The 19,010-nt window shown below is 63.9% G+C and carries 19 protein-coding genes; 13 read left to right on the top strand and 6 right to left on the bottom strand.

The genetic code is table 11. The features are described from left to right. The first annotated feature begins 44 nt into the window (after positions 1–44). The 3 genes from BDK88_RS15415 to BDK88_RS15405 are packed head-to-tail and all read left to right on the top strand — an operon-like array spanning position 45 to position 3,633. Complete coding sequence (locus tag BDK88_RS15415) at positions 45–989, top strand: 1,4-dihydroxy-2-naphthoate polyprenyltransferase (RefSeq protein ID WP_130501215.1); 945 nt, start codon at positions 45–47, stop codon at positions 987–989. Continuing rightward, complete coding sequence (locus BDK88_RS15410) at positions 986–2,056, top strand: mandelate racemase/muconate lactonizing enzyme family protein (RefSeq protein WP_130501214.1); 1,071 nt, start codon at positions 986–988, stop codon at positions 2,054–2,056. The genes BDK88_RS15415 and BDK88_RS15410 overlap by 4 nt, the downstream gene beginning before the upstream one ends. Next, positions 2,056–3,633, top strand: a complete 1,578-nt coding sequence (locus BDK88_RS15405) for a class I adenylate-forming enzyme family protein (RefSeq protein ID WP_130501213.1) — start codon at positions 2,056–2,058, stop codon at positions 3,631–3,633. The genes BDK88_RS15410 and BDK88_RS15405 overlap by 1 nt, the downstream gene beginning before the upstream one ends. A 94-nt stretch (positions 3,634–3,727) precedes the next feature. On the opposite strand, the gene BDK88_RS15400 is transcribed toward BDK88_RS15405, so the two are convergent. Beyond that, positions 3,728–5,314 carry a BCCT family transporter gene (locus BDK88_RS15400; RefSeq protein ID WP_130501212.1) on the bottom strand — a complete coding sequence of 529 codons (1,587 nt, stop codon included), beginning with the start codon at positions 5,312–5,314 and terminating at the stop codon, positions 3,728–3,730. Between the two features lie 307 nt (positions 5,315–5,621). On the opposite strand from BDK88_RS15400, the gene BDK88_RS15395 reads away from it, so the two are divergent. Both BDK88_RS15395 and BDK88_RS15390 read left to right on the top strand, forming a co-directional pair. Then, a complete protein-coding gene (locus BDK88_RS15395; protein ID WP_130501211.1) occupies positions 5,622–6,425 on the top strand; it encodes an NRDE family protein in 804 nt (267 codons plus the stop codon). A 73-nt stretch (positions 6,426–6,498) separates the two neighbouring features. Beyond that, positions 6,499–6,849: a helix-turn-helix transcriptional regulator gene (locus tag BDK88_RS15390; RefSeq protein ID WP_008010453.1), complete on the top strand. Its 351-nt coding sequence runs from the start codon at positions 6,499–6,501 to the stop codon at positions 6,847–6,849. 77 nt (positions 6,850–6,926) lie between these two features. Here the strand turns inward: BDK88_RS15390 and BDK88_RS15385 are convergent, their stop codons facing one another. From BDK88_RS15385 to gatC, 3 genes are all read right to left on the bottom strand, one after another. Beyond that, positions 6,927–7,712, bottom strand: a complete 786-nt coding sequence (locus tag BDK88_RS15385) for a formate/nitrite transporter family protein (protein WP_130501383.1) — start codon at positions 7,710–7,712, stop codon at positions 6,927–6,929. Between the two features lie 88 nt (positions 7,713–7,800). Then, the gene (gene gatA / locus BDK88_RS15380) at positions 7,801–9,069 is read right to left on the bottom strand and encodes an Asp-tRNA(Asn)/Glu-tRNA(Gln) amidotransferase subunit GatA (protein ID WP_130501210.1); all 1,269 of its coding nucleotides are present in this window, start codon (positions 9,067–9,069) and stop codon (positions 7,801–7,803) included. A gap of 2 nt (positions 9,070–9,071) precedes the next feature. Further along, positions 9,072–9,350 carry an Asp-tRNA(Asn)/Glu-tRNA(Gln) amidotransferase subunit GatC gene (gene gatC / locus BDK88_RS15375; RefSeq protein WP_130501209.1) on the bottom strand — a complete coding sequence of 93 codons (279 nt, stop codon included), beginning with the start codon at positions 9,348–9,350 and terminating at the stop codon, positions 9,072–9,074. Positions 9,351–9,567: 217 nt separating this feature from the next. On the opposite strand from gatC, the gene BDK88_RS22120 reads away from it, so the two are divergent. The 8 genes from BDK88_RS22120 (at position 9,568) to BDK88_RS15340 (ending at position 17,076) form a co-directional block, all read left to right on the top strand. Beyond that, positions 9,568–9,693, top strand: coding sequence for a hypothetical protein (locus BDK88_RS22120; protein WP_277613483.1), 126 nt, complete (start codon positions 9,568–9,570; stop codon positions 9,691–9,693). Positions 9,694–9,789: 96 nt separating this feature from the next. Continuing rightward, a complete protein-coding gene (locus BDK88_RS15370) occupies positions 9,790–10,710 on the top strand; it encodes an alpha/beta fold hydrolase (RefSeq protein WP_130501208.1) in 921 nt (306 codons plus the stop codon). A 123-nt stretch (positions 10,711–10,833) separates the two neighbouring features. After that, positions 10,834–11,508, top strand: coding sequence for a helix-turn-helix domain-containing protein (locus tag BDK88_RS15365; protein WP_130501207.1), 675 nt, complete (start codon positions 10,834–10,836; stop codon positions 11,506–11,508). Between the two features lie 409 nt (positions 11,509–11,917). Further along, complete coding sequence (locus BDK88_RS15360) at positions 11,918–13,606, top strand: 4Fe-4S ferredoxin N-terminal domain-containing protein (protein ID WP_130501206.1); 1,689 nt, start codon at positions 11,918–11,920, stop codon at positions 13,604–13,606. Then, positions 13,603–14,955, top strand: a complete 1,353-nt coding sequence (gene nrfD / locus BDK88_RS15355) for an NrfD/PsrC family molybdoenzyme membrane anchor subunit (protein WP_130501205.1) — start codon at positions 13,603–13,605, stop codon at positions 14,953–14,955. The genes BDK88_RS15360 and nrfD overlap by 4 nt, the downstream gene beginning before the upstream one ends. Beyond that, the gene (locus BDK88_RS15350) at positions 14,952–15,263 is read left to right on the top strand and encodes a hypothetical protein (RefSeq protein ID WP_130501204.1); all 312 of its coding nucleotides are present in this window, start codon (positions 14,952–14,954) and stop codon (positions 15,261–15,263) included. Before nrfD ends, BDK88_RS15350 begins: the two co-directional genes overlap by 4 nt. Before the next feature lie 241 nt (positions 15,264–15,504). Next, a complete protein-coding gene (locus BDK88_RS15345; protein ID WP_130501203.1) occupies positions 15,505–16,596 on the top strand; it encodes an Mrp/NBP35 family ATP-binding protein in 1,092 nt (363 codons plus the stop codon). Between the two features lie 153 nt (positions 16,597–16,749). After that, the gene (locus BDK88_RS15340; RefSeq protein WP_130501202.1) at positions 16,750–17,076 is read left to right on the top strand and encodes a cupin domain-containing protein; all 327 of its coding nucleotides are present in this window, start codon (positions 16,750–16,752) and stop codon (positions 17,074–17,076) included. Between the two features lie 14 nt (positions 17,077–17,090). Here the strand turns inward: BDK88_RS15340 and BDK88_RS15335 are convergent, their stop codons facing one another. Next, positions 17,091–18,239, bottom strand: coding sequence for an asparagine synthase C-terminal domain-containing protein (locus tag BDK88_RS15335; RefSeq protein WP_130501201.1), 1,149 nt, complete (start codon positions 18,237–18,239; stop codon positions 17,091–17,093). Further along, on the bottom strand, positions 18,236–18,919 hold the full coding sequence (locus tag BDK88_RS15330; RefSeq protein WP_130501200.1) for a PHP domain-containing protein: 684 nt from the start codon (positions 18,917–18,919) through the stop codon (positions 18,236–18,238). Before BDK88_RS15330 ends, BDK88_RS15335 begins: the two co-directional genes overlap by 4 nt. Positions 18,920–19,010: the final 91 nt, after the last annotated feature.

The raw sequence follows: 19,010 nt of genomic DNA, 5'->3' as shown, positions 1-19,010 counted from the left end.
CACAATGCCAACGTTGACACTCTTTCGAGTCGGATAGACGAGTAATGAGTTCGGCCGAGGTCGACATTTCACGGACGAAGGCGTGGCTGATGGCAGCCCGTCCCCAGACCTTGCCCGCGGCTGCGGCTCCAGTGATCGTGGGGACGGGGCTGGCAGTCGCCGACGGGGTCGTTGCGCCGTTGCCGGCGCTGTTTGCGTTCGTTGGGGCAGCGCTGATCCAGATCGGGACGAATTTCGCGAACGATTACTACGACGCGATCAACGGTGCCGACACCGAGGACCGCGAGGGATTTACCCGGGTTACCCAGTCGGGGCTGATTTCGCCCGCACAGGTCAAGCTCGCGACCATCGTGACCTTCGGGCTAGCGATCCTCTCGGGAACCTATCTCGTCTACGTCGGCGGACTGCCGATCCTCGTCATCGGGCTCGTAAGTGTCGTCTGCGGATGGGCCTACACCGGCGGCCCCTACCCGCTCGGGTATCACGGTCTGGGTGATCTCTTCGTGTTCGTCTTCTTCGGGCTCGTCGCCGTGACGGGGACTTACTACGTGCAGGCCGCAGCCGTCCTCGCCGAGCCGCTGACGACGACGCTCCCCGCAGGAACGATCACGACTGCTGCCGTCGTCGCGAGCCTGCCGATCGCCGCGATCTCGACGGCGATCATCGTCGTGAACAACATCCGTGACCTGGAAACTGACGCCGAGACCGGCAAGCGAACCCTGGCAGTGCGACTCGGCTACCGGTGGAGCCGCCTCGAGTACTTCGCCATGCTCGCACTGGCCTACGTCGTCCCCGTCTGGTTCTGGCTCGGAACCGACTACGGCCCTGGCGTGTTACTGGCGCTGGTCACGCTCCCCTACGCCGCGATGGTCGCCCGAACCGTCCTGACGCGAACCGACGGCGAGGCGCTCAATCCCGCACTCGAGCAGACGGGGAAATTGCTCGCGCTCTATGCCGTCTGCTTCGCCGGTGGGCTGGTGGTGCTATGACCGACGCCGACCTCTCGCTCGCGTATCGCCCGTTCTCGCTTGCGCTCGCGGAGCCACTCGAGACGGCCGACGGCGCGATCACCTCCCGCGAGGGGTTTCTCGTACGACTCGTCGACGAGGCCGGCGACGATTCCGTCGTCGGCTACGGCGAGGCGACGCCGCTGCCGGGCTGGACGGAGTCGCTCGCGGATTGTGAACAGGCACTCGAGCGCGCCCAGAACGCACTCCGAACGGGCGGTCCGAGCGAGGCTCTCGAGGTCGTCGATCAACAGGTCGCTGCCCGCCACGCGGTCTCGCTTGCGCTTGCCGATCTGCAGGCGACCTGCGAGGCGACGCCGCTGTATCGCTATCTCGGCCAGGGACCGATGGTCGGTCGGGTGCCGGTCAATGCGACGATCGGCGACGGCTCGCTGGCCGACACCGCACGTGACGTCCGTGCAGCCGTCGACCGTGGATTCGACACCTGCAAGCTGAAGGTGGGGCTCCGAAGCGTCGCGGAAGACGTCGAACGCGTTCGCCGCGTGCGCGAGACCGTCGGCCCCGACGTGGAACTCCGGGCCGATGCAAACGAGGCCTGGACCTACGAACAGGCCCAGTCGGCACTCGAGGCCTTTGCGGACCTTGACGTCTCGATCCTCGAGCAACCGCTGCCCGCAGGCGCACTCGAGGGCCACGCCGATCTGCGGGCTCAGAACACGGGCGTTTCGATCGCACTCGATGAGGGCCTCCTCGAGCATGGCGTCGACACGATCTGTGACGCCGACGCGGCAGACGTCGTCGTCCTGAAACCGATGGCGCTGGGCGGGATCGACGTGGCACGCAAGGTTGCGGCCTGGCTGGCCGAACTCGAGGTGATGCCGCTGGTCACGACGACGATCGACGGCGTCGTCGCGCGGACCGGTGCGGTCCACCTGGCGGCGGCGATCCCCGACGTCCCGGCCTGCGGGCTCGCGACTGGGAACCTCCTCGCGGAGGACCTCGGTCGTGATCCCGTCTTGCTCGAGAAGGGATCGGCAGTCGTTCCGCAAGCGAAAGGGCTCGGCGTCGCCGACGTGTGGACCGAGTGATGACTGCCCCGATCGACTGGCCGACGCGCGATCCGGTCGCCCACCGCGTTGCGGCGACACCTCAGCGGACGGCACTGATCGACGTCGCAACGGAGACGGACTGGACGTTCCGCGAGTACGACCGCCGGATCGACCGCGTTGCGGCGGCGCTCGAGTCGGCGGGCCTCGCCGGCGAGCGGCTCGGCGTCCTCATGGACACGCGCCCCGCGTTCGCGACGCTCTTTTTCGCCGCGATGCGGACCGGCACGACCGTGGTCGCGTTGAACATCCGCGAAACGACCGGCGAACTCGCTGCGAAAGCCGCACGGACTGACCTCACTGCCATCGTCTGCGAACGCGAGACCGAGACGGCTGCGCTTGCAGTCGCGTCTGAAGCCGACTCGATCGACGTGTACTCGGTCGACGACCCACAGCGCGATCGGACACGGGCACTGGCGCGGCCGGCAACGAACGCGACGCTCGAGTCGGTCCCCGAGCGAGACGCGCAGTCAGTCGAGTCGGCCACGCTCGCACGCGACGAGACACAGCTCATCATGTTCACCTCCGGCACCTCTGGCGAGCCGAAGGCCGTCCGGTTGACGGTCGGCAACCTCGTCGCGAGCGCGACCGCCTCCGCGTTCCGGCTTGGCGTCGACCGCGACGACCGGTGGCTGTGTTGTCTCCCGATGTATCACATGGGCGGGCTGGCACCCGTCGTTCGGTCGGCGCTGTACGGCACGCCCGTCGTGATCCAGCGCGCATTCGACCCGACTGCGACCGCGCGCGTGCTCGAAGACTACAGTATAACCGGCGTCTCGCTCGTCCCGACGATGTGCAAGCGTCTGCTCGATGCCGGCTGGGAACCGACCGACGCCCTTCGGTTCGTCTTGCTCGGTGGCGCGCCGGCCTCGAGCGAGTTGCTCGAGCGCTGCCGGGAGCGTGACGTGCCGGTCTGTCCGACCTACGGCATGACCGAGACGGCCTCTCAGATCGCGACGGCGCTGCCCGAGGCGGCTGCCACCCACGAGGGGACCGTCGGACAGCCGCTCATGTTCACAGACGTCACTGTCGTCGACGAGACCGGCGCGGCGGTCGAGGCGGGCGAACAGGGCGAACTCGTCGTTTCGGGGCCGACAGTGACGCCGGGCTATCTCGACGACGCACACACCGACGCGGCGTTCGGCGACCGTGGCTTGCACACCGGCGATGTCGGGTACCGTGACGCGGACGGGCGGCTCTGGATCCTCAACCGCCGCAGCGACCGCATCGTCACCGGCGGCGAGAACGTCGACCCCGGTGAGGTGGTCGCAGCCCTTCGTGACCATCCTCGCGTCGAGGACGCTGCCGTCGTCGGGCTCGCAGACGAGGAGTGGGGCGAGCGGGTTGCAGCACTCGTCGTTCCAGCCACGGACTCGAGCGCAGCTGACAGTCAGATCGAGCCGCGAGCGCTCCTCGCCCACTGCGACGACCAGCTTGCTGGATTCAAACAGCCGAAGACGGTCGGGATCGTCGACGCGCTCCCCCGGACGGCGTCGGGGACTGTCGATCGCGAGGCGGTTCGGGAGCGGCTGCTCGAAGTTGGGATCGATATGAGTTAATCGGCGTCGTTCCGTCCACGGAACCGTCTTGAGCGCCGCGGCGATGGGTGTTTTTCGTCGCTCAGCGTTCAGAATTTCTGTGCCGACGCGTCGATCAGTCGTCGGCTGCGCTCTGGGCCGCTGGCTGTTGACTGGGTTGCTGGGACTCCGAGTTGGCAGTCTCGTCGTCGCGGACGGAGTCGCGGGCAACGACGTAACTGCCATAGAGGACGAGCAACAGGAACAGCGAGAACGGAAGCGCCATGGTCACCGAGAGCGACTCGATGGCGCTGAACTCCTCGAGTCGGAGCGACATCATCCCGAAGACAGCAAGCAGCCCACCCCACCACGCACGGTTTCGCGGGTTCGGGTTCTCGTCACCGAGCGTGATCGCCGAGATCATAAAGACCGCCGAGTCGAGTGAGGTGATGATGTAGCCGGCGATGATGAAGACGAACAACACTGCAAGCACCGTGCCAAAGGGCGTGATCTGGAGGGCTTTCGCGATCGCTGCGGGATTGCCCGCCGACGCCATCGCCTCGGCGACCGGTCCCTGATAGTCCGGTGCGAGCACCCAGCCACCGATAAGGCCGTGTTGGATCCAGGTGAAGACCGTCGGGACCACGACGAGGACGGCGAACATCTCCCGGATGGTCCGCCCTTTCGAAACGCGGGCGACGAAGCTCCCGACGAAAATGCTCCAGGCGGCCCACCAGGCCCACCAGAAGCCGGTCCAGTTGGCCGCCCAGTTGCTGTCGGCGTTCGGGGCCGTGTACAGCGTCAGGCGAAACATCTCGCTGAGCCAGACGCCCGTCGCGTCCAGACTCAACTCGAGCATGTAGAGGCTTGGACCGACGACCACGAGCACGGCCATCGCGACGCCGATGAGGATCACCGTCGCGCGGGCCGCGTTGCGAATGCCCTTTCGCAACCCGAGCCAGACGTCGCCGAGGAACACGATCCCGATGAGCGCGAACACGACGTAGGTCAGAAGCGCCGCGTCGAGCCCGAACACTCGGCCGAGGATCGCCGACATCGTCTGTGCGCTGAAGCCGAGCGTGGTCGAAATGCCGCCGATCGTCGCGATCAGCGCCGCCAGATCGACAAGCCAGTAGAGGCCAGGAATCCGATCCTCGTCGACGACGCCGGCGAGCATCGAACTGATCTTGTAGTCGCCGACGCCGTCGGTGTAGACCACGATCCCAAAGGCGATCGCGACGGGGAGATACCACATCGCCAGCCCCGGGAACACCTCGTGAATAAACATAAACGCCAGTGCCATCGACTCGAGGGATGCCCCCTGGACGGGAGCCGGCTCCGGCGGCGGATGCTGGACGATCGAGATCGGTTCGGCGACGCCCCAGATGAGCACTGAGGCACCGAACCCGACGGTAAACACCATCGCCAGCCACGAGAACAGGTCGAACTCCGGTTCGGCGTCGGGCCCGCCGATTCGGAGCCGTCCGTATTGGGAGGCCGTGAAGGCGAACACGGCCGCGAGCAAGACGAATCCAAGCAGGATGAACCACCAGCCGAAGTAGGTAAGGATCCACCCCTTCGCGCCGGTGAGCGCGCGACTCAGCAGCGACGGACGCGCCAATCCGACTCCGCCGAGTGCAAGCATCACGCTCATCGTCACGACGAAGAGCCCTCGTTCCGCCCACGAGGCTTCCTCGAGGCCGAAGAGTTTCGCACCGTTCATCGTTCGTACCGACCGAGAGCGTCGTTTCGATCCCAGTCGTTCGACCGCGTGCCGTTGCTACTCACGGATCTGTGAGTCACCATCGGATGTGTCTCTGATCCCACCACTAGCTACTCAAGTGCTCTTTGTCTCGGGACCCGATATAGTACTGCTACCACACCGCAATCGAGCAGTCTGCACCCGGCACGCGATCGGCTAGTGATGGGTCGGACGACTCGCGGCCCTCGCTGTAGACTGCCAGACCAGTCGACCGAACCGGATTGCCGCCGGACGCGAAGTTAAGCCGATGGCGTTCATAACCAGACGCGTGTGTACGCTCACGCTCGCCTGGCAGGTCTTTGATGACGCGCCGGTCGCAGTCGCAGCCAACCGTGACGAAATGGTCGACCGGGAGTCGCTTCCACCTGCCGTCTACAACGACGAACCGCTGGCCATCGCGCCACAGGACGCCGAAGCAGGCGGCACGTGGATCGGCTACAACGAGTTCGGCGTCTTCGTTGGTCTCACGAACAAGTGGACTGACGCCGAGTTGGCCGGCGAGCGCTCGCGTGGCCTGCTCGTCGCGGACGTTCTTGAGGCTCGCTCCGCCGCGGACGCGAAAGCGATCGTCGACGCGGCGACCGACGCAGACGAGTACAGCGGCTTCTACCTTGTCGCCGCCGACGCGACGGACGCGTTCTGTTATCAGTGGGACGGCACGCGCTCGCTGACCGCGTTCGAGCCGGGCGTCCATGTCGTCGTCAACGTCGCCGTCGACGACGACGTCGACATTCCCGAGCGCCGGGCCGAGATCGGACACGAGCAGGCAGCCGACGCGCACGCGCTTCGCGAGGTGCTGACGGCTCACCCAGACGAGACGGCGATGGACTGGCTCGAGCGGGCAAGCGAGATCCTTGGCGACCACGAATACGGGGCCTGCGTTCACGAGAACGGATACGGCACCCAGTCGTCGTCACTGCTCGCGATCGGCCCCGAACTGGAATATCACGCCTTCGCGCCGGGGCCGCCATGTCGAACGAGCTACGACGAGGTCGACCTCACGATCGGCGATGGGCTCGAGGGGCAGGGCACCGCGATCGAATCGACAGTCGACGACGAAAGGCACATTTAAGCGGCTCGCCCTCGCTTGGATGTAGTATGGACGCACTCCTGCCTGTAGCGACGCGCACGGCGAGGTGGTCACCGTGAGCGTTTCCACGGCCGAAGCCGAACTCACCGAGGACGAGCGTGCCGGCCTCGAACTCGTCCGCGAGTCCGGCGGCATCCACCAGAGCGACTTCTGGAAGGAACTGGACGTTTCCTCGCGCAAGGGCAGCCGGATCGTCGAATCGCTCGTCGAAAAGGACCTGGTCGATCGCGAAGAAACCGTCTACGAGGGTCACAACACCTACTACATCTCGCCGACCGCACGAGACCTCGATTTCAGACTGCTGATGGCCGGCGACATGCTCTCGCCGTTTATCGGCGAGGAAGAGGTCGATCCCAACAGCGACGCCTTCTCGCAGTGGATCATGAACCTCGCATACGAGGAATAATCGGCGCGATCGCCGCTCGAGATCGAAACTCCGTTTTCGGCCCCGTCAAGTTGCTCTGACAGACCGTCCGGGGCGAACTACTCCGATTTTCTCGCACCTCGAACCTGCGCAACGTGGGTGAACGTCACTAACCCAAGCCCCCCGACGATGTTCCCTGCAGTAGCGACGACGACCGTCTCGAACAGCGCGCCATAGCCGATCGCAGCATCGAAGAGGAAGCCAAAGAAGACGTGGACCGCAGTGACAATGACGTGATCGAACGGCCCGAGCGCGAGCAGGAAGCCGACGATGTAGGCCAGCGTGATGCGGCTTCGGACGCTGTTGACTGCCTCGAGGAGGTACGACAGGAGGCTCACGAGTGCACCCCCGACGATCGCACTCGCGAACATCCCTGTTGTGGGTCGATGAACGATCCCCTCGGCGGTCTGCGCCAACGCATGCGCCGATCCTGACGGAAGGACGCCGTCGACGGCGAAGACGAACGCGAAGAGGAATCCACCGATGAGATTGAAAACAAGGGTCACAGTCCAGAGGCGGCCGAGCGATCGAAGCATCCACGAGCCGTCCTGATCGACCGCCTTGGCGGCCGGAGCAACGAAGTTCTCGTTGAAGAGCTCCGTTCGACCGATGACCAGGAACACAACGCCGACGCCAAAGGCAAGCGCACCCGCAATATGCGCGATGTCCCCGAACCGCGGTTGAACCAGTCCGTCGACGACCCCCAGCGCAGCGATACCGAAGACGACCGTGAACCCCGCAATGAAGCTGGTCGCCGCGAGCTCGAGCGTCGACTGCGTGAGTCGCCGTTCGCCTTCGTCGACGGCGCGGTCGAATATTTCGGTGGGATTCGGAGCGACGGACACGCCCATCGTACTGATCGCTGATAAATAAGGAGCGGACTTGAATACGCCGTGATGGGGCCGGTCAACGACGACGAGCGACCGATGTCTCTCAGGCGAGCGCGCTTGCGGCCCGGATCAACCGTTCCTCGCCGAAGGCTGGCCCGACGAGTTGGAGACCGACAGGGAGTCCGTCGGTTTCGCCTGCCGGAACCGAAATCGCGGGGAGGTCCGCGAGGTTCACCGGCACGGTGTTCGCGTCGGCGAGATACAACTTGAGCGGGTCGTCGAGGCTCTCGCCGAGTTCGAACGGCGGCACTGGCATCGTCGGACTGGCGAGCACGTCGGCCTCCGAAAGCGCCTCGTCGAAGTCTTGTTTGACCCACGCGCGAGCGTCCTGGGCTTTCTTGTAGTACTTGTCGTGGTAGCCCGCCGAGAGCGCGTAGGTGCCAAGCAGGATGCGACGCTTGACTTCGTCGCCGAACCCTTCCTCGCGGGCTTTCGCGAACGTCTCGTTCCAGTTGCCGTCGTAGCCCCCCGAATGCCCGTAGCGGACGCCGTCGAACCGCGCGAGGTTCGACGAGGCTTCCGACATCGCGATCACGTAGTAGGCCTCGACGGCGTGTTCGACCGATGGGAGGCTGACTTCGTGATACGACGCACCCTTGTCCTCGAGGTCATCGATAGCGTCCCAGAACGTCTCGACGACGCCCTCGTCGGCACCCTCGAGCAACTCGGTCGGAATCCCGATCTGGAGCCCGTCGACATCGCCGGTCGCAGCGTCGGCGTAGTTCGCGTCGTCACCAGCCTCCCGGGTGGTCGCGTCGCGCTCGTCGCTGCCGGCAATCACGTCGAGCAACGCGGCAGCGTCTTCGACGGTTTCGCCGAAGGGACCGATCTGCTCTAAGCTGTTGCCGTAGGCGACGAGGCCGTACCGCGAGACCAGCCCGTAGGTGGGCTTGATGCCAACGACGCCACAGAAGGCGGCTGGACAGCGGACCGAGCCGCCGGTGTCGGAGCCCAGCGCGAGATCGGCCTCGCCGGCAGCGACGGCGGCCGCCGAGCCACCGGAGGAGCCACCAGGAACATGGCCGGGCGCGGCGGGGTTGTCCGTCTCCCCGAAGTAGGAGGTCTCGGTGGTCGTCCCCATCCCGAACTCGTCCATGTTGGCCTTGCCGACGATGGTCGCGCCGGCTTCTTTGAGCCGGGAGACGACCGTCGCGTCGTAGGGCGGAACGTACTCATCGAGCATCTTCGAGCCGCAGGTCGTTCGGACGCCCTCGGTGGAGATGTTGTCCTTGACCGCGACCGTTTTGCCGGCCAGCGGGCCGTCGTCGGCTCCCTCGATCCGTTCTTCGGTGATGAAAATATCCTCAGACATGATTACGAGACGTTCGGCCCTTTGAAGTAGCCGTCTTCCGTTTCCGGTGCGTTCCGGAGCGCGTCCTCGCTGTCGAGGGAGGGCCGTTCCTCGTCCGGCCGCATCACGTTCGCGAGATCGGCTTCGCGGTCGACCTCCGGCACCTCGTCTAGGGTCTCGAAATACTCGAGGATGTCCGCGAACTGTCCGGCGAACCGGTCGACCTCATCGTCGTCGAGGTCGACGCGGGCCAGATCCGCGACGTGGCGGACCTCCTCGGGACTGACGGCGTCGTCGCTCATACGTGTTCGCACCGGCTTCCGGAGAGTAAGGGTTTCGATACTGCTGTCGCGACGCTGTCTCCTTCGATTGTTCCTGCGGACTCATAACTTATCTGAGAGTATCAACGTATCAAAATACCTGTTCAACACGATATTATCTAGATCTAATACATCACTAACTGTGAAAGTGATCGGCTAATAGGTTCATACTCAAGGGTGTTGTCCCGCGAGGAGGACTATGGACTGTGATAACTGCGAGTCCGACGAGGTTGCATACACACTGACAACCTACGTCGAATCCGACGGCGAGGAGCGCATCGATCTCCACTTTTGTTCGACTGACTGTCTTCGCGTCTGGACGTGATGACCCGCCTGCGGTTCGGCCCACGCCGGATGCAACCCTCACCCGCGGCGATAATATCCCAACCGATATCCCGATCCGCGGTGCAGGTGTCCTCAAATGGGGACGGACTCGAGGTCGACGGCGTCGGCGGCGCAACTCGAGGCTGTGCTGCCACCGGCTGTCGACGCGATGTCGACCCGCAGAACAGTCAATGGCGTCGAGTTACACGTCATCACTGCTGGCGATCCAGCGGATCCGGTGGTCGTCTTGCTCCATGGGTTTCCCGAGTACTGGTATGGCTGGCGGGAGGTGATCGGCCCGCTCGTCGATGCCGGCTATCGCGTCCTCGTTCCGGACCAGCGGGGATACAACCGGAGCGAGAAACCCGACGGCGTGCCAGCATACCGAACGGACGAACTCACACGGGACATCGTCGGCTTGATCGCAACTGAAGCGTGCGACACAGCCCACGTCGTCGGCCACGACTGGGGTGGCGTCGTCGCCTGGGAGCTTGCCTGTCGGTTCCCCGAGGTCGTCGATCGGCTCGCCATCGTCAACGCGCCCCATCCGACCGCCTACCGGCGGCAGCTACTCTCAAATCCCGAGCAACTGCGCCGGAGCTGGTATGCCGTCTGCGTTCAGCTCCCATGGCTTCCTGAACTCGCCTGTCGGTCCGACAACTATCGTCTCCTCGAGCGAGCACTTCGGGGGACGGCCGCGCCGGGAACGTTCACCGACGGTGAACTGGCCCGCTACCGGCAGGCCTGGGACCGAGACGGTGCGCTCACCGGGATGTTGAATTGGTATCGGGCGGCGCTGCGGGATCCGCCACGGCTTCCGACCGACCGGATCGACGCACCGACGCTCGTCGTCTGGGGCGAGGACGACGCGGCGCTCGTCCCCTCGCTGGCGGTCGATAGCGTGGGGTTCTGTGCGACGAGTCGCCTCGAGCTCCTGCCGGCGACGAGTCACTGGGTACCCCACGAAGCGCCCGACCGACTCTGTGACCACCTCACCGAACACCTCGAAGGGGAATAGGTCTGTCCCCATCTTTAACCGGTCGGAGCGGTGGCAACGCTTGATCATAGCAGCTCATCACGGTTGAAAAGATTGCGAACATATTCGTAGCCACAGGACAGAGGGAACACTGAACGCGCTCGTATGGCCCACGCGACACTCACGATCACGATGCCCGAGGAGGTCTGGATTCATGAGCTATCGACGGCCTACCCCGAATCGACCTTTCGGGTACTCGCGGCCGTTCCCGGGCCTGAATCCGGGTTTGCCCTCGTTCGGATCACTGGTCCGACGGTCTCGGCAGTGATTGAGGCGATGGCCGAGCATCCACAGCTCACGGAACTTACGGTCGCCCAACAGGATATTCACGAGGCGACGGTTCACTTCGAGGCAACGACGCCACTGCTGTTGGTGTCCTCACGAGAGTCTGGTGTGCCGATCGAACTCCCGATCGAAATCGTCGATGGCGAGGCAACCGTCGAGGTCACCGGCTCCAGAGAGCGGCTGGCGGAACTCGCCGACCAACTCGAGCGGTTTGGGTTCCAGTACCGGATCGACGACGTCCGCGAGCGACTTCAGGAACGGCAACTTCTCTCGGAGCGACAACTCGAAGTCGTGGTCGCTGCTATCGACGCGGGCTACTACGACACCCCACGGCGCTGTTCGCTGACCGAGCTCGCGGCTCACCTCGACATCGCCAAATCGACGTGTAGCGAGACGCTTCACCGAGCCGAGGAAGCGATTATCAAGCAGTTCGTTGCAGCGCTTCCGGGTGTTGCCGAGCATGTAGAGCTCGAGGATCGACCGACGAGCGCATGAGACAGTCTCTGTATCGTCGGCCACTGCGTCGAGACACATCGATCCCATTGCGAGAGTTGTCGCCGGGAAGAACATTCATCGAAGTGTTACGCTGACCCGTGTTCCGGGCGATCTGGTGCCGAACTGTCGTTTCTCGGGTGTCGAGCCGACGCGTTGAGAGCGACCCACGACCGTTGAACGAAACATATCAGCCGCGCTCGAACCCGCTCACTGGTCCACGTTGACAGTCGTTGACTTATATATACGAACATAGTCGGCCCGATTCTCACGTGCTGGAAATCGGCTCTATACTTCATCCGATTTGGGTTGTGAGCGAGGGATGAGGATCCACAAATGAACGATTTGAAGTGCATGCCGTCGAGTACTCTCGGCATGACATCAGTGTCATATTCAGAGGTGTTCTGATCTGATGAGTACGGATGACGAATCATTCCATCCACTCGGAAACGAGTGGGAAGGCGAACTCGAGTCGATGCTCGATGATACCGAGTACGATAGCCAACTCGGTATGGACATGGCCCGTGACGCGATGCGGGTCACCGAAGGCGAACTTTCCGAGGCCGAATTCCACGAGAAATATCACGACGACGTGATGGAGGAGTTCGGTGAGGACGAGCGCCCGACGAAAGAGGCCTACGAGAAGGCCCAGGAAGAGGCCAAGGGCACGTTCTCGCGGATGGTCGACAAGTTCGACGGTGACGGCGAGCAGACCCGTCGTGAAGCGATGAAGAAGATGGGTGTCGGCGCGGCAGCCGTCGGCGTCGGTGCGTGGGGCACCGTCGACGACGGTCCCGAGGCTAGCGTCGCCGAAGGTGGCCACGGTGGGGGCACCGAGACTCACGAGCACCCCGATACCCAGTGGGGCATGACGATCGACCTGGAACGCTGTGACGGCTGTCTGACCTGCATGACGGCCTGCCAGCAGGAAAACGACCTCGACGCGGGCGTCAACTGGATGTACGTCATGGCCTGGGAAGACCGCAATCACTCCTCTCCCGATGGTGGGCAAGGACTGGTCGACTCCGGTGCTTACACCGACTTCAACATGGGGAGTGACTTCAACATGCTCGTGCGACCGTGCCAGCACTGCACGGACGCTCCCTGTGAGAAGGTCTGTCCGACGACGGCCCGTCACACCCGCGACAAGGACGGGATCGTGTTGACTGACTACGACGTCTGTATTGGCTGCCGATACTGTCAGGTCGCCTGCCCGTACGGTGTCAACTACTTCCAGTGGGAAGATCCCAGCGTCGAATACGAGGACATCGACGGCCTCGAGAACCCTGAAGACCCCGACGAGATCACGCACGCCGAGTACGAACACGGCACGCGGTGGGTCGACAGTCGTGCGCCACGTGGCGTCATGAGCAAGTGTACGTTCTGTCCGACCATGCAGGACGGCAAACAGGGCGACGAGCAGGTCGGGACGACCGCCTGTGAATCGGCCTGTCCGCCGAACGCGATCCAGTTCGGTGACGTCAACGACGAGAAGAGCGACTCGTACCAGCACCGCGAGCACCCGGTCAAGAGCCGAGCTGTCGCCCACCTGAGCGGCGACCACATCAGCAGCAATCGGTACGTTCCCGGTCCGGAGACGGTCAACGAAACGCTCAGCGAGAGCGACGACATCGAGTCCGCGATCGCGGCGCTCGACGCCGCCAACGAGAGCCGGACCTTCGACGAGGAGGTGCTGTCGATGATGAAAGCGATCGACATCGTCAGCGAGCGACTCGAGCCTGGTGACAACAAGAACACCACCATGATCCAGAACGAACGGACCATTCTCGAGTCCCTCGACGCCATCGAAGGGTACGTCGACCTCGAAAGCGAGGAAGCCCTCGATACGCTGAACCTTGACGACGGCAGCGAAGAGAACGCACGGTTCCAGCTCCAGCAGTACGTGGGCAATCCGAGCTCGTTCAACCTGCTCGACCACATCGGGACGAACCCGAACGTCACGTACCTCGGTGCGGAGCCTGGATCGGACGCCTATCAGGTCGACGGCCCGACCAAGTACGAAGACGCCGGGCTCCTCGACAAGCGGCAGGAAAAACTCGATAACGAGACCGTCGGTCACATTGACGGGGTGTCGCTATGAGCACGAAGGAGCCAACCGAAGCGGACATCCTTCGTCCGATCAACACGCTCACGAAGAAGTACTTCGTCCTGTACGGTGTCGCGACGCTTGCCCTTCTGGTCTTCCTCGCGGGCTGGGCCTACCAGCTCCAGGAAGGGCTGGTCGTCACCGGGCTCGGTGACTGGGGCTCCGGTGGCGGTTCGACGTGGGGACTGTACATCGGCGCGTTCATCTGGTGGGTCGGTGTCGCTCACGGCGGTATCATCCTCTCGGCGGCTGTCCGGCTGCTCGGGATGGATCGGTACATGCCGATCGCCCGACTCGCAGAGATGACGACCATCGGTGGCCTCTCGGCTGCCGGTTTCTACATTCTGGTCCACATGGGCCGGCCGGACCGGATGGTCACGAGCGTCATCGGTCACTACCACATTACGGTCAACAACTCGCCGCTGGTGTGGGACGTGACGGTCATTACGGCCTACTTCGTGCTGTCGGCGACCTATCTTGGGCTCACGCTCCGATACGACGTCAGCCGACTGCGCGACCAGCTCCCTGACCGCTTCGAGCCGATCTACAAGATCATGACGCTTGGCTACACCAAGCAAGAAGACGAGATCATCGAGCGGATGGTCTGGTGGCTCGCAGCCGCAGTCATCATTATGGCCCCGCTCCTGCTCCACGGTGGCGTTATCCCGTGGCTGTTCGCGCTGCTCCCGGCGATGCCTGCCTGGACTGGCGGCATTCAGGGCCCGATGTTCCTGAGCATCGCGCTGATGTCGGCAATCGGCGGTGTGACCATCATCTCGTATGCGTTCCGTCGCGCCTACGACTGGGACCACATCATCACTGACGACATCTTCCGCGGGCTGCTCCTGTGGCTCGGGTTCTTCACCCTGCTGTTCCTCTGGTTCCAGCTCCAGTTCGTCCTCAACGGTGTCTTCCTTGGACCAAACGCGAAAGCGGTCTCGGCGGAAGCGAAGCTCGCCCATCCGCTCTATCAGGCTGCGATGTTCCTGATCTTCAGTACGCTCGTGTACATCTTCCTGCAGACGATCCGTCCGTCGCTGTTCAGCAAGAAGCGAGCGCTCCTCGCCAGCGGGATCATCCTCACGGGCACGCTGACCGAGAAGGTCCTGTTCGTCGTCGAAGGATTCAAGCACCCAGTGTTCGACATCTACGCCAACACGCCCGGGACCTACTTCCCGAGCCTGATCGAGTGGGCGTCGCTCGCTGGGACGGCGGGACTGGTGGCACTTTTATTCCTCAACCTCTCGAAGCTCGTCCCAGTGGTCGAGCTCCACGCGGTCGAGCACATGCGTGGCGACCACGCACACGGTGACGAGGCGACCGAACCCGAGGTGGAAGCATGAGTCCAGCACTGACAACATTCGCATCGGAACTCCTGTATCACGGCTACGACGGCACCGGCGGCTTCACCGGCTTCCCCAATGAGGGGACCTGGGTCATCTTCGCGATCATCCTGGTTCCGGTCTACATCATGCTCGCAGCATGGTTCCTTGGAAAGCCGCGAGACACGTCGACCGGACTGCTCGGCGTTGGCTATCTCGTCGGCCTGACGACCTCGATGTGGGTCGGGATGTTCATCCTGACCGTCCTGATCGGCGTCGTCTTCTACGGCGGTCCGCCGGAGCCGATCAGCAGCGTCGGCCCACCGTAACCGACGTCAGTATCGAATTCTGAATAGCGATTTCGTTTTTTGCGATTACAGTCAGAGCCCCGATTGCGACCGCTCTAGTAACACCTGAAACAACTTCTATACTATCCGCACAGCTGTCGTGCGATCAGGTAGCCACTGACTTTTAGTGGCTCCTAGTCCCCACTCCGTATATCGTTCTCCACGCTCGAACCATCACACGTATCCCGTTCCGGGCCCTTCGTACGGCTAGCACATCGACACTATGACCATCACTGCACACGAGCTCGAAATCAAACTCGAGGAGGTCGAGGATCCGGACATCGGCGAGGACATCGTCTCGCTTGGGCTGGTCAACGACGTCACAATCGACGACGAGACGGCTCGCATCTCGCTTGCGTTTAACGCGCCATACGCGCCCTCCGAGATGGAGATTGGCAACCAGATCCGCGACGTCATCGAAGACGCCGGTCTCGAGGCCGACCTGCGAGCACACGTCGACGAGGAACACGGCTTCGACGACGAGGTTCTCCCCCGCGTTCGCAACGTCATCGCCGTCTCCTCCGGGAAAGGTGGGGTCGGCAAGACGACGGTTGCAGCCAACCTCGCGGCCGGGCTCGAGAAACGCGGTGCGATGGTCGGGCTTCTCGACGCCGACATTCACGGGCCAAACGTTCCCCAGATCCTCCCGGCCGAGAGCGACCCAGGCGTCACGCCCAACGAGGAAATCGTGCCGCCGCGCTCGGACGGCGTCCGCATCATCAGCATGGGCATGATGATGGAAAACGAGGACGACCCCGCGATCCTCCGCGGCCCGATGGTCAACAAGTTCATGATGAAGTTCTTAGAGGGCGTCGAGTGGGGCCGACTCGACTACCTGATCGTCGACCTGCCGCCGGGAACCGGTGACGCGACGCTGAACCTGCTGCAGTCGATGCCCGTTACCGGTGCCGTCGTCGTCACGACGCCCCAGGAGATGGCACTCGACGACACCCGCAAGGGGATCCAGATGTTCAACAAACACGACACCCCCGTCCTGGGCGTCGTCGAGAACATGAGTTCCTTCATCTGCCCGTCCTGTGGCGACCAGCACGGCCTGTTCGGCACCGGCGGGGCAGACACCATCGTCGACAAGTACGACGTGCCATTGCTGGGCCGGATCCCGATCCATCCCGACTTCGGGGCCGACGGCAGCCAGGGCGCACTCGTCAAAAGCGATGACAGCGAAGTCCAGAGTCATCTCGAGGACGTCGTCGGCGAAGTCGCCGACCGCGTCGGCGAGGCCAACCGCCGGACGGTCTCGGAAAACGTCACGCAAGAACCGGCGAACAAGCTGCCGACTGAGACGGAAGACTGAGACGGACGCCTCCCAGTCAGTTCCGGTACACCCGGATGAGGTGTCGCAGGTGCGCCGGGACACAGCGATAGCAGCCCGTATGAGCGCATACAGCTCGTTCTGACCTGCAGTTCTCCCCTGCCGTTATAGGCTCGCCCGTCGAACCAACTCGATATGCGCGACGAATACGCCAACGCGATCGCCGACCTCGAGCCGGCCGACGGCGCTGTCGAAAGTACGGAACTGGTCGTCAGCGACGACGTGCTCGTGAAAGCGTTCGCGCTCGGGCCGGGCGCGGAACTCGAGGCACACGAACACGGAGACAGTACGAACGTCTTTCACGTCCTCGAGGGGACGGTAACAGTCATCCAGGGCGACGAGCACGACGAAATCGGTGCGCCCGGGATCGTCCACCACGACCGGGGCGTCATCCACGGTGCGAGAAACGAAACCGACGAGACGGTCGTCTTTACCGCGAGTCTCTGTCCGATGCCGTCCTGAGACGAGGCACGTCCTTACTCGGCCGTCGTCTCCCCATCCTCGAGCAGCGACGCGACGTATTTCGTGACGTGATCGTCCATCCGGCGTTTGTAGCCGGCCTGCCGGGCGAGGCGGTCGAGTTCGCGGGCGACGAGGCTGCCGTACTGGACGGCCTTTTTATCTCTGTTGGCGACCTCGGCGGGCAGATAACGGGCCGCCACGCGTCGGAAGCCACGTTTTCGTTCGTCTTCATCGGCCAGTAAGTCGTCCGGGAGCCGAAGTGCCGCCTCGACGACGGCGTCGTGAAGCAGCGGCGCGACTGGTTCCAGCCCTGTCGCCTCGATTGTCAGCACGTCCCGCGGCAGTTGGTCGGGAAGGCTCCGAATTCCCTCACGGACGGCTCCGCGGACTGTTTCGGCATCGACCCGATGGTCGAGGTGGACGACCTTCTCGTAGCCGCCAAACAGTTCGTCAGCTCCCTGCCCGACCGCGAGCGCGTCAAATCCGTCGGCGGCGACGCGTTCGCCCACCAGATACAGCGGCAGGGCGATCTGGACGTCCATCGCGTTCGTCCGTCCGATCGCCCGTGCGACCTCGGGGACGGCCCGTTCGAGATCGGCCGGCTCGAGATCGACGACCGTGAGGTTGCGGCCCATCGCGTCGGCGGCCGTCCGCGCTGCCTCGACGTCGTGGCTGTCGGGAAAGCCGACAACGTACAGCGGCGCGTCGAGTAGTTCGGCAACCAGCGCCGAGTCAACGCCGCCCGAGAAGGCGACGGCGATATCTCGGTCGTCCTGGTTGACGGCCTCGCTGGCCGTCCGAACGGCGCGCTCGAGGGCGTCGATAGCGGCTGCGTGGTCCGTCTCGGGAGTCAGATCGGGCAGTGTCCAATGTGATTCCGGCTCGGGCAGCGACTCACCGACAGGTGCGGCCGCGCCGGCCGGGAAAAGCGTCGGATCCTCGAGTGCGCTTGGTTCGAATGCCCATGCCGCAGTCTGGCTTTCGGCATCGGGGTCGAGGTCGGGGTCGGTTTCGACGTACAGGGGTACCCGCCCGAGCACGTCACGAACGAGTTGGCCGTCGAGCTCGCCGGCGAAGCCGGTCGTTCCCGGGAGTGACTCGGCGTCGGCGAGTGCGTCGCGAACGGTCGCTGGATCGGCACCGCGGATCGTTGGTTCGGTCATCTGAGGAGGTTCAAAACACGGCCGACTCGTCTCGTGACGCCGCCGGCGAACTGCTGGACGCTGATCCGCCACGGCGTGCGCTTTCCTTCGACGGTCGTCCGCCCGTCCGCAATCGCTGCAAGGATCGCCTCGGTGGAGCGCTCGTCGGCGTCGACGCGGGTGACCGCTTGCCCGACCATTTCGCTGATGTGGGCGTCGCTGCCGGCGGTCATCGGCAGGTTCCGCGATCGCGCGTAGCGTTCAGCCTGTCGATTCGCCCGGCCTGTAAACAGCCGCGAATTATAGACCTCGATGGCATCGCCTGCTGCGAGTTGCTCGCGAGAGATCCGGGCCATGACGCCGTGGCGCGCCTCCTGAAAGGGATGTGGGATGACTGCCAGCCCGTCCTGGTCGTGAATCGCCTCGAGCGTCGACTCGAAGGACAAGCCGGGTGGCACCGCTTCCTCGAGGCCCAGCCCCAACACGTGGCCCGCTTGGCTCGAGATCTCCATGCCTGGAATCCCGACGAGGCCGTAGTCGGGGGCGCGTTCGACGGCCTCGAGACTCGCGTCGATCTCGTCGTGATCGGTCACTGCGATCGCATCGAGACCGATCGCCTCGGCCTGCTCCAAGATGAGTTCGACCGGATCCCGGCCGTCGTAAGACAGCGCCGAGTGCGTGTGGAGTTCGACCGACAGCACGAACGTACGTTTAGACGGCCTGACCAAAAGCGCCTCGATTAGCCGTGCGACTCGCGTCGCGATTACGGCACGCGTCGAGACGGAAAACGAG

The sequence above is a fragment of the Natrinema hispanicum genome, assembly GCF_004217335.1.
Lineage (GTDB): Archaea > Halobacteriota > Halobacteria > Halobacteriales > Natrialbaceae > Natrinema > Natrinema hispanicum.
This window is presented reverse-complemented; position numbering and strand designations above follow the sequence as displayed.

Coding starts and splice junctions, on each gene's coding strand:
- BDK88_RS15370 (WP_130501208.1), top strand. CDS start 9,790: ATGGGGACGGACTCGAGGTCGACGGCGTCGGCGGCGCAACTCGAGGCT.
- BDK88_RS22120 (WP_277613483.1), top strand. CDS start 9,568: ATGGACTGTGATAACTGCGAGTCCGACGAGGTTGCATACACACTGACA.
- BDK88_RS15360 (WP_130501206.1), top strand. CDS start 11,918: ATGAGTACGGATGACGAATCATTCCATCCACTCGGAAACGAGTGGGAA.
- BDK88_RS15340 (WP_130501202.1), top strand. CDS start 16,750: ATGCGCGACGAATACGCCAACGCGATCGCCGACCTCGAGCCGGCCGAC.
- BDK88_RS15365 (WP_130501207.1), top strand. CDS start 10,834: ATGGCCCACGCGACACTCACGATCACGATGCCCGAGGAGGTCTGGATT.
- BDK88_RS15335 (WP_130501201.1), bottom strand. CDS start 18,239: ATGACCGAACCAACGATCCGCGGTGCCGATCCAGCGACCGTTCGCGAC.
- BDK88_RS15405 (WP_130501213.1), top strand. CDS start 2,056: ATGACTGCCCCGATCGACTGGCCGACGCGCGATCCGGTCGCCCACCGC.
- BDK88_RS15345 (WP_130501203.1), top strand. CDS start 15,505: ATGACCATCACTGCACACGAGCTCGAAATCAAACTCGAGGAGGTCGAG.
- nrfD (WP_130501205.1), top strand. CDS start 13,603: ATGAGCACGAAGGAGCCAACCGAAGCGGACATCCTTCGTCCGATCAAC.
- BDK88_RS15410 (WP_130501214.1), top strand. CDS start 986: ATGACCGACGCCGACCTCTCGCTCGCGTATCGCCCGTTCTCGCTTGCG.
- BDK88_RS15415 (WP_130501215.1), top strand. CDS start 45: ATGAGTTCGGCCGAGGTCGACATTTCACGGACGAAGGCGTGGCTGATG.
- gatA (WP_130501210.1), bottom strand. CDS start 9,069: ATGTCTGAGGATATTTTCATCACCGAAGAACGGATCGAGGGAGCCGAC.
- gatC (WP_130501209.1), bottom strand. CDS start 9,350: ATGAGCGACGACGCCGTCAGTCCCGAGGAGGTCCGCCACGTCGCGGAT.
- BDK88_RS15400 (WP_130501212.1), bottom strand. CDS start 5,314: ATGAACGGTGCGAAACTCTTCGGCCTCGAGGAAGCCTCGTGGGCGGAA.
- BDK88_RS15350 (WP_130501204.1), top strand. CDS start 14,952: ATGAGTCCAGCACTGACAACATTCGCATCGGAACTCCTGTATCACGGC.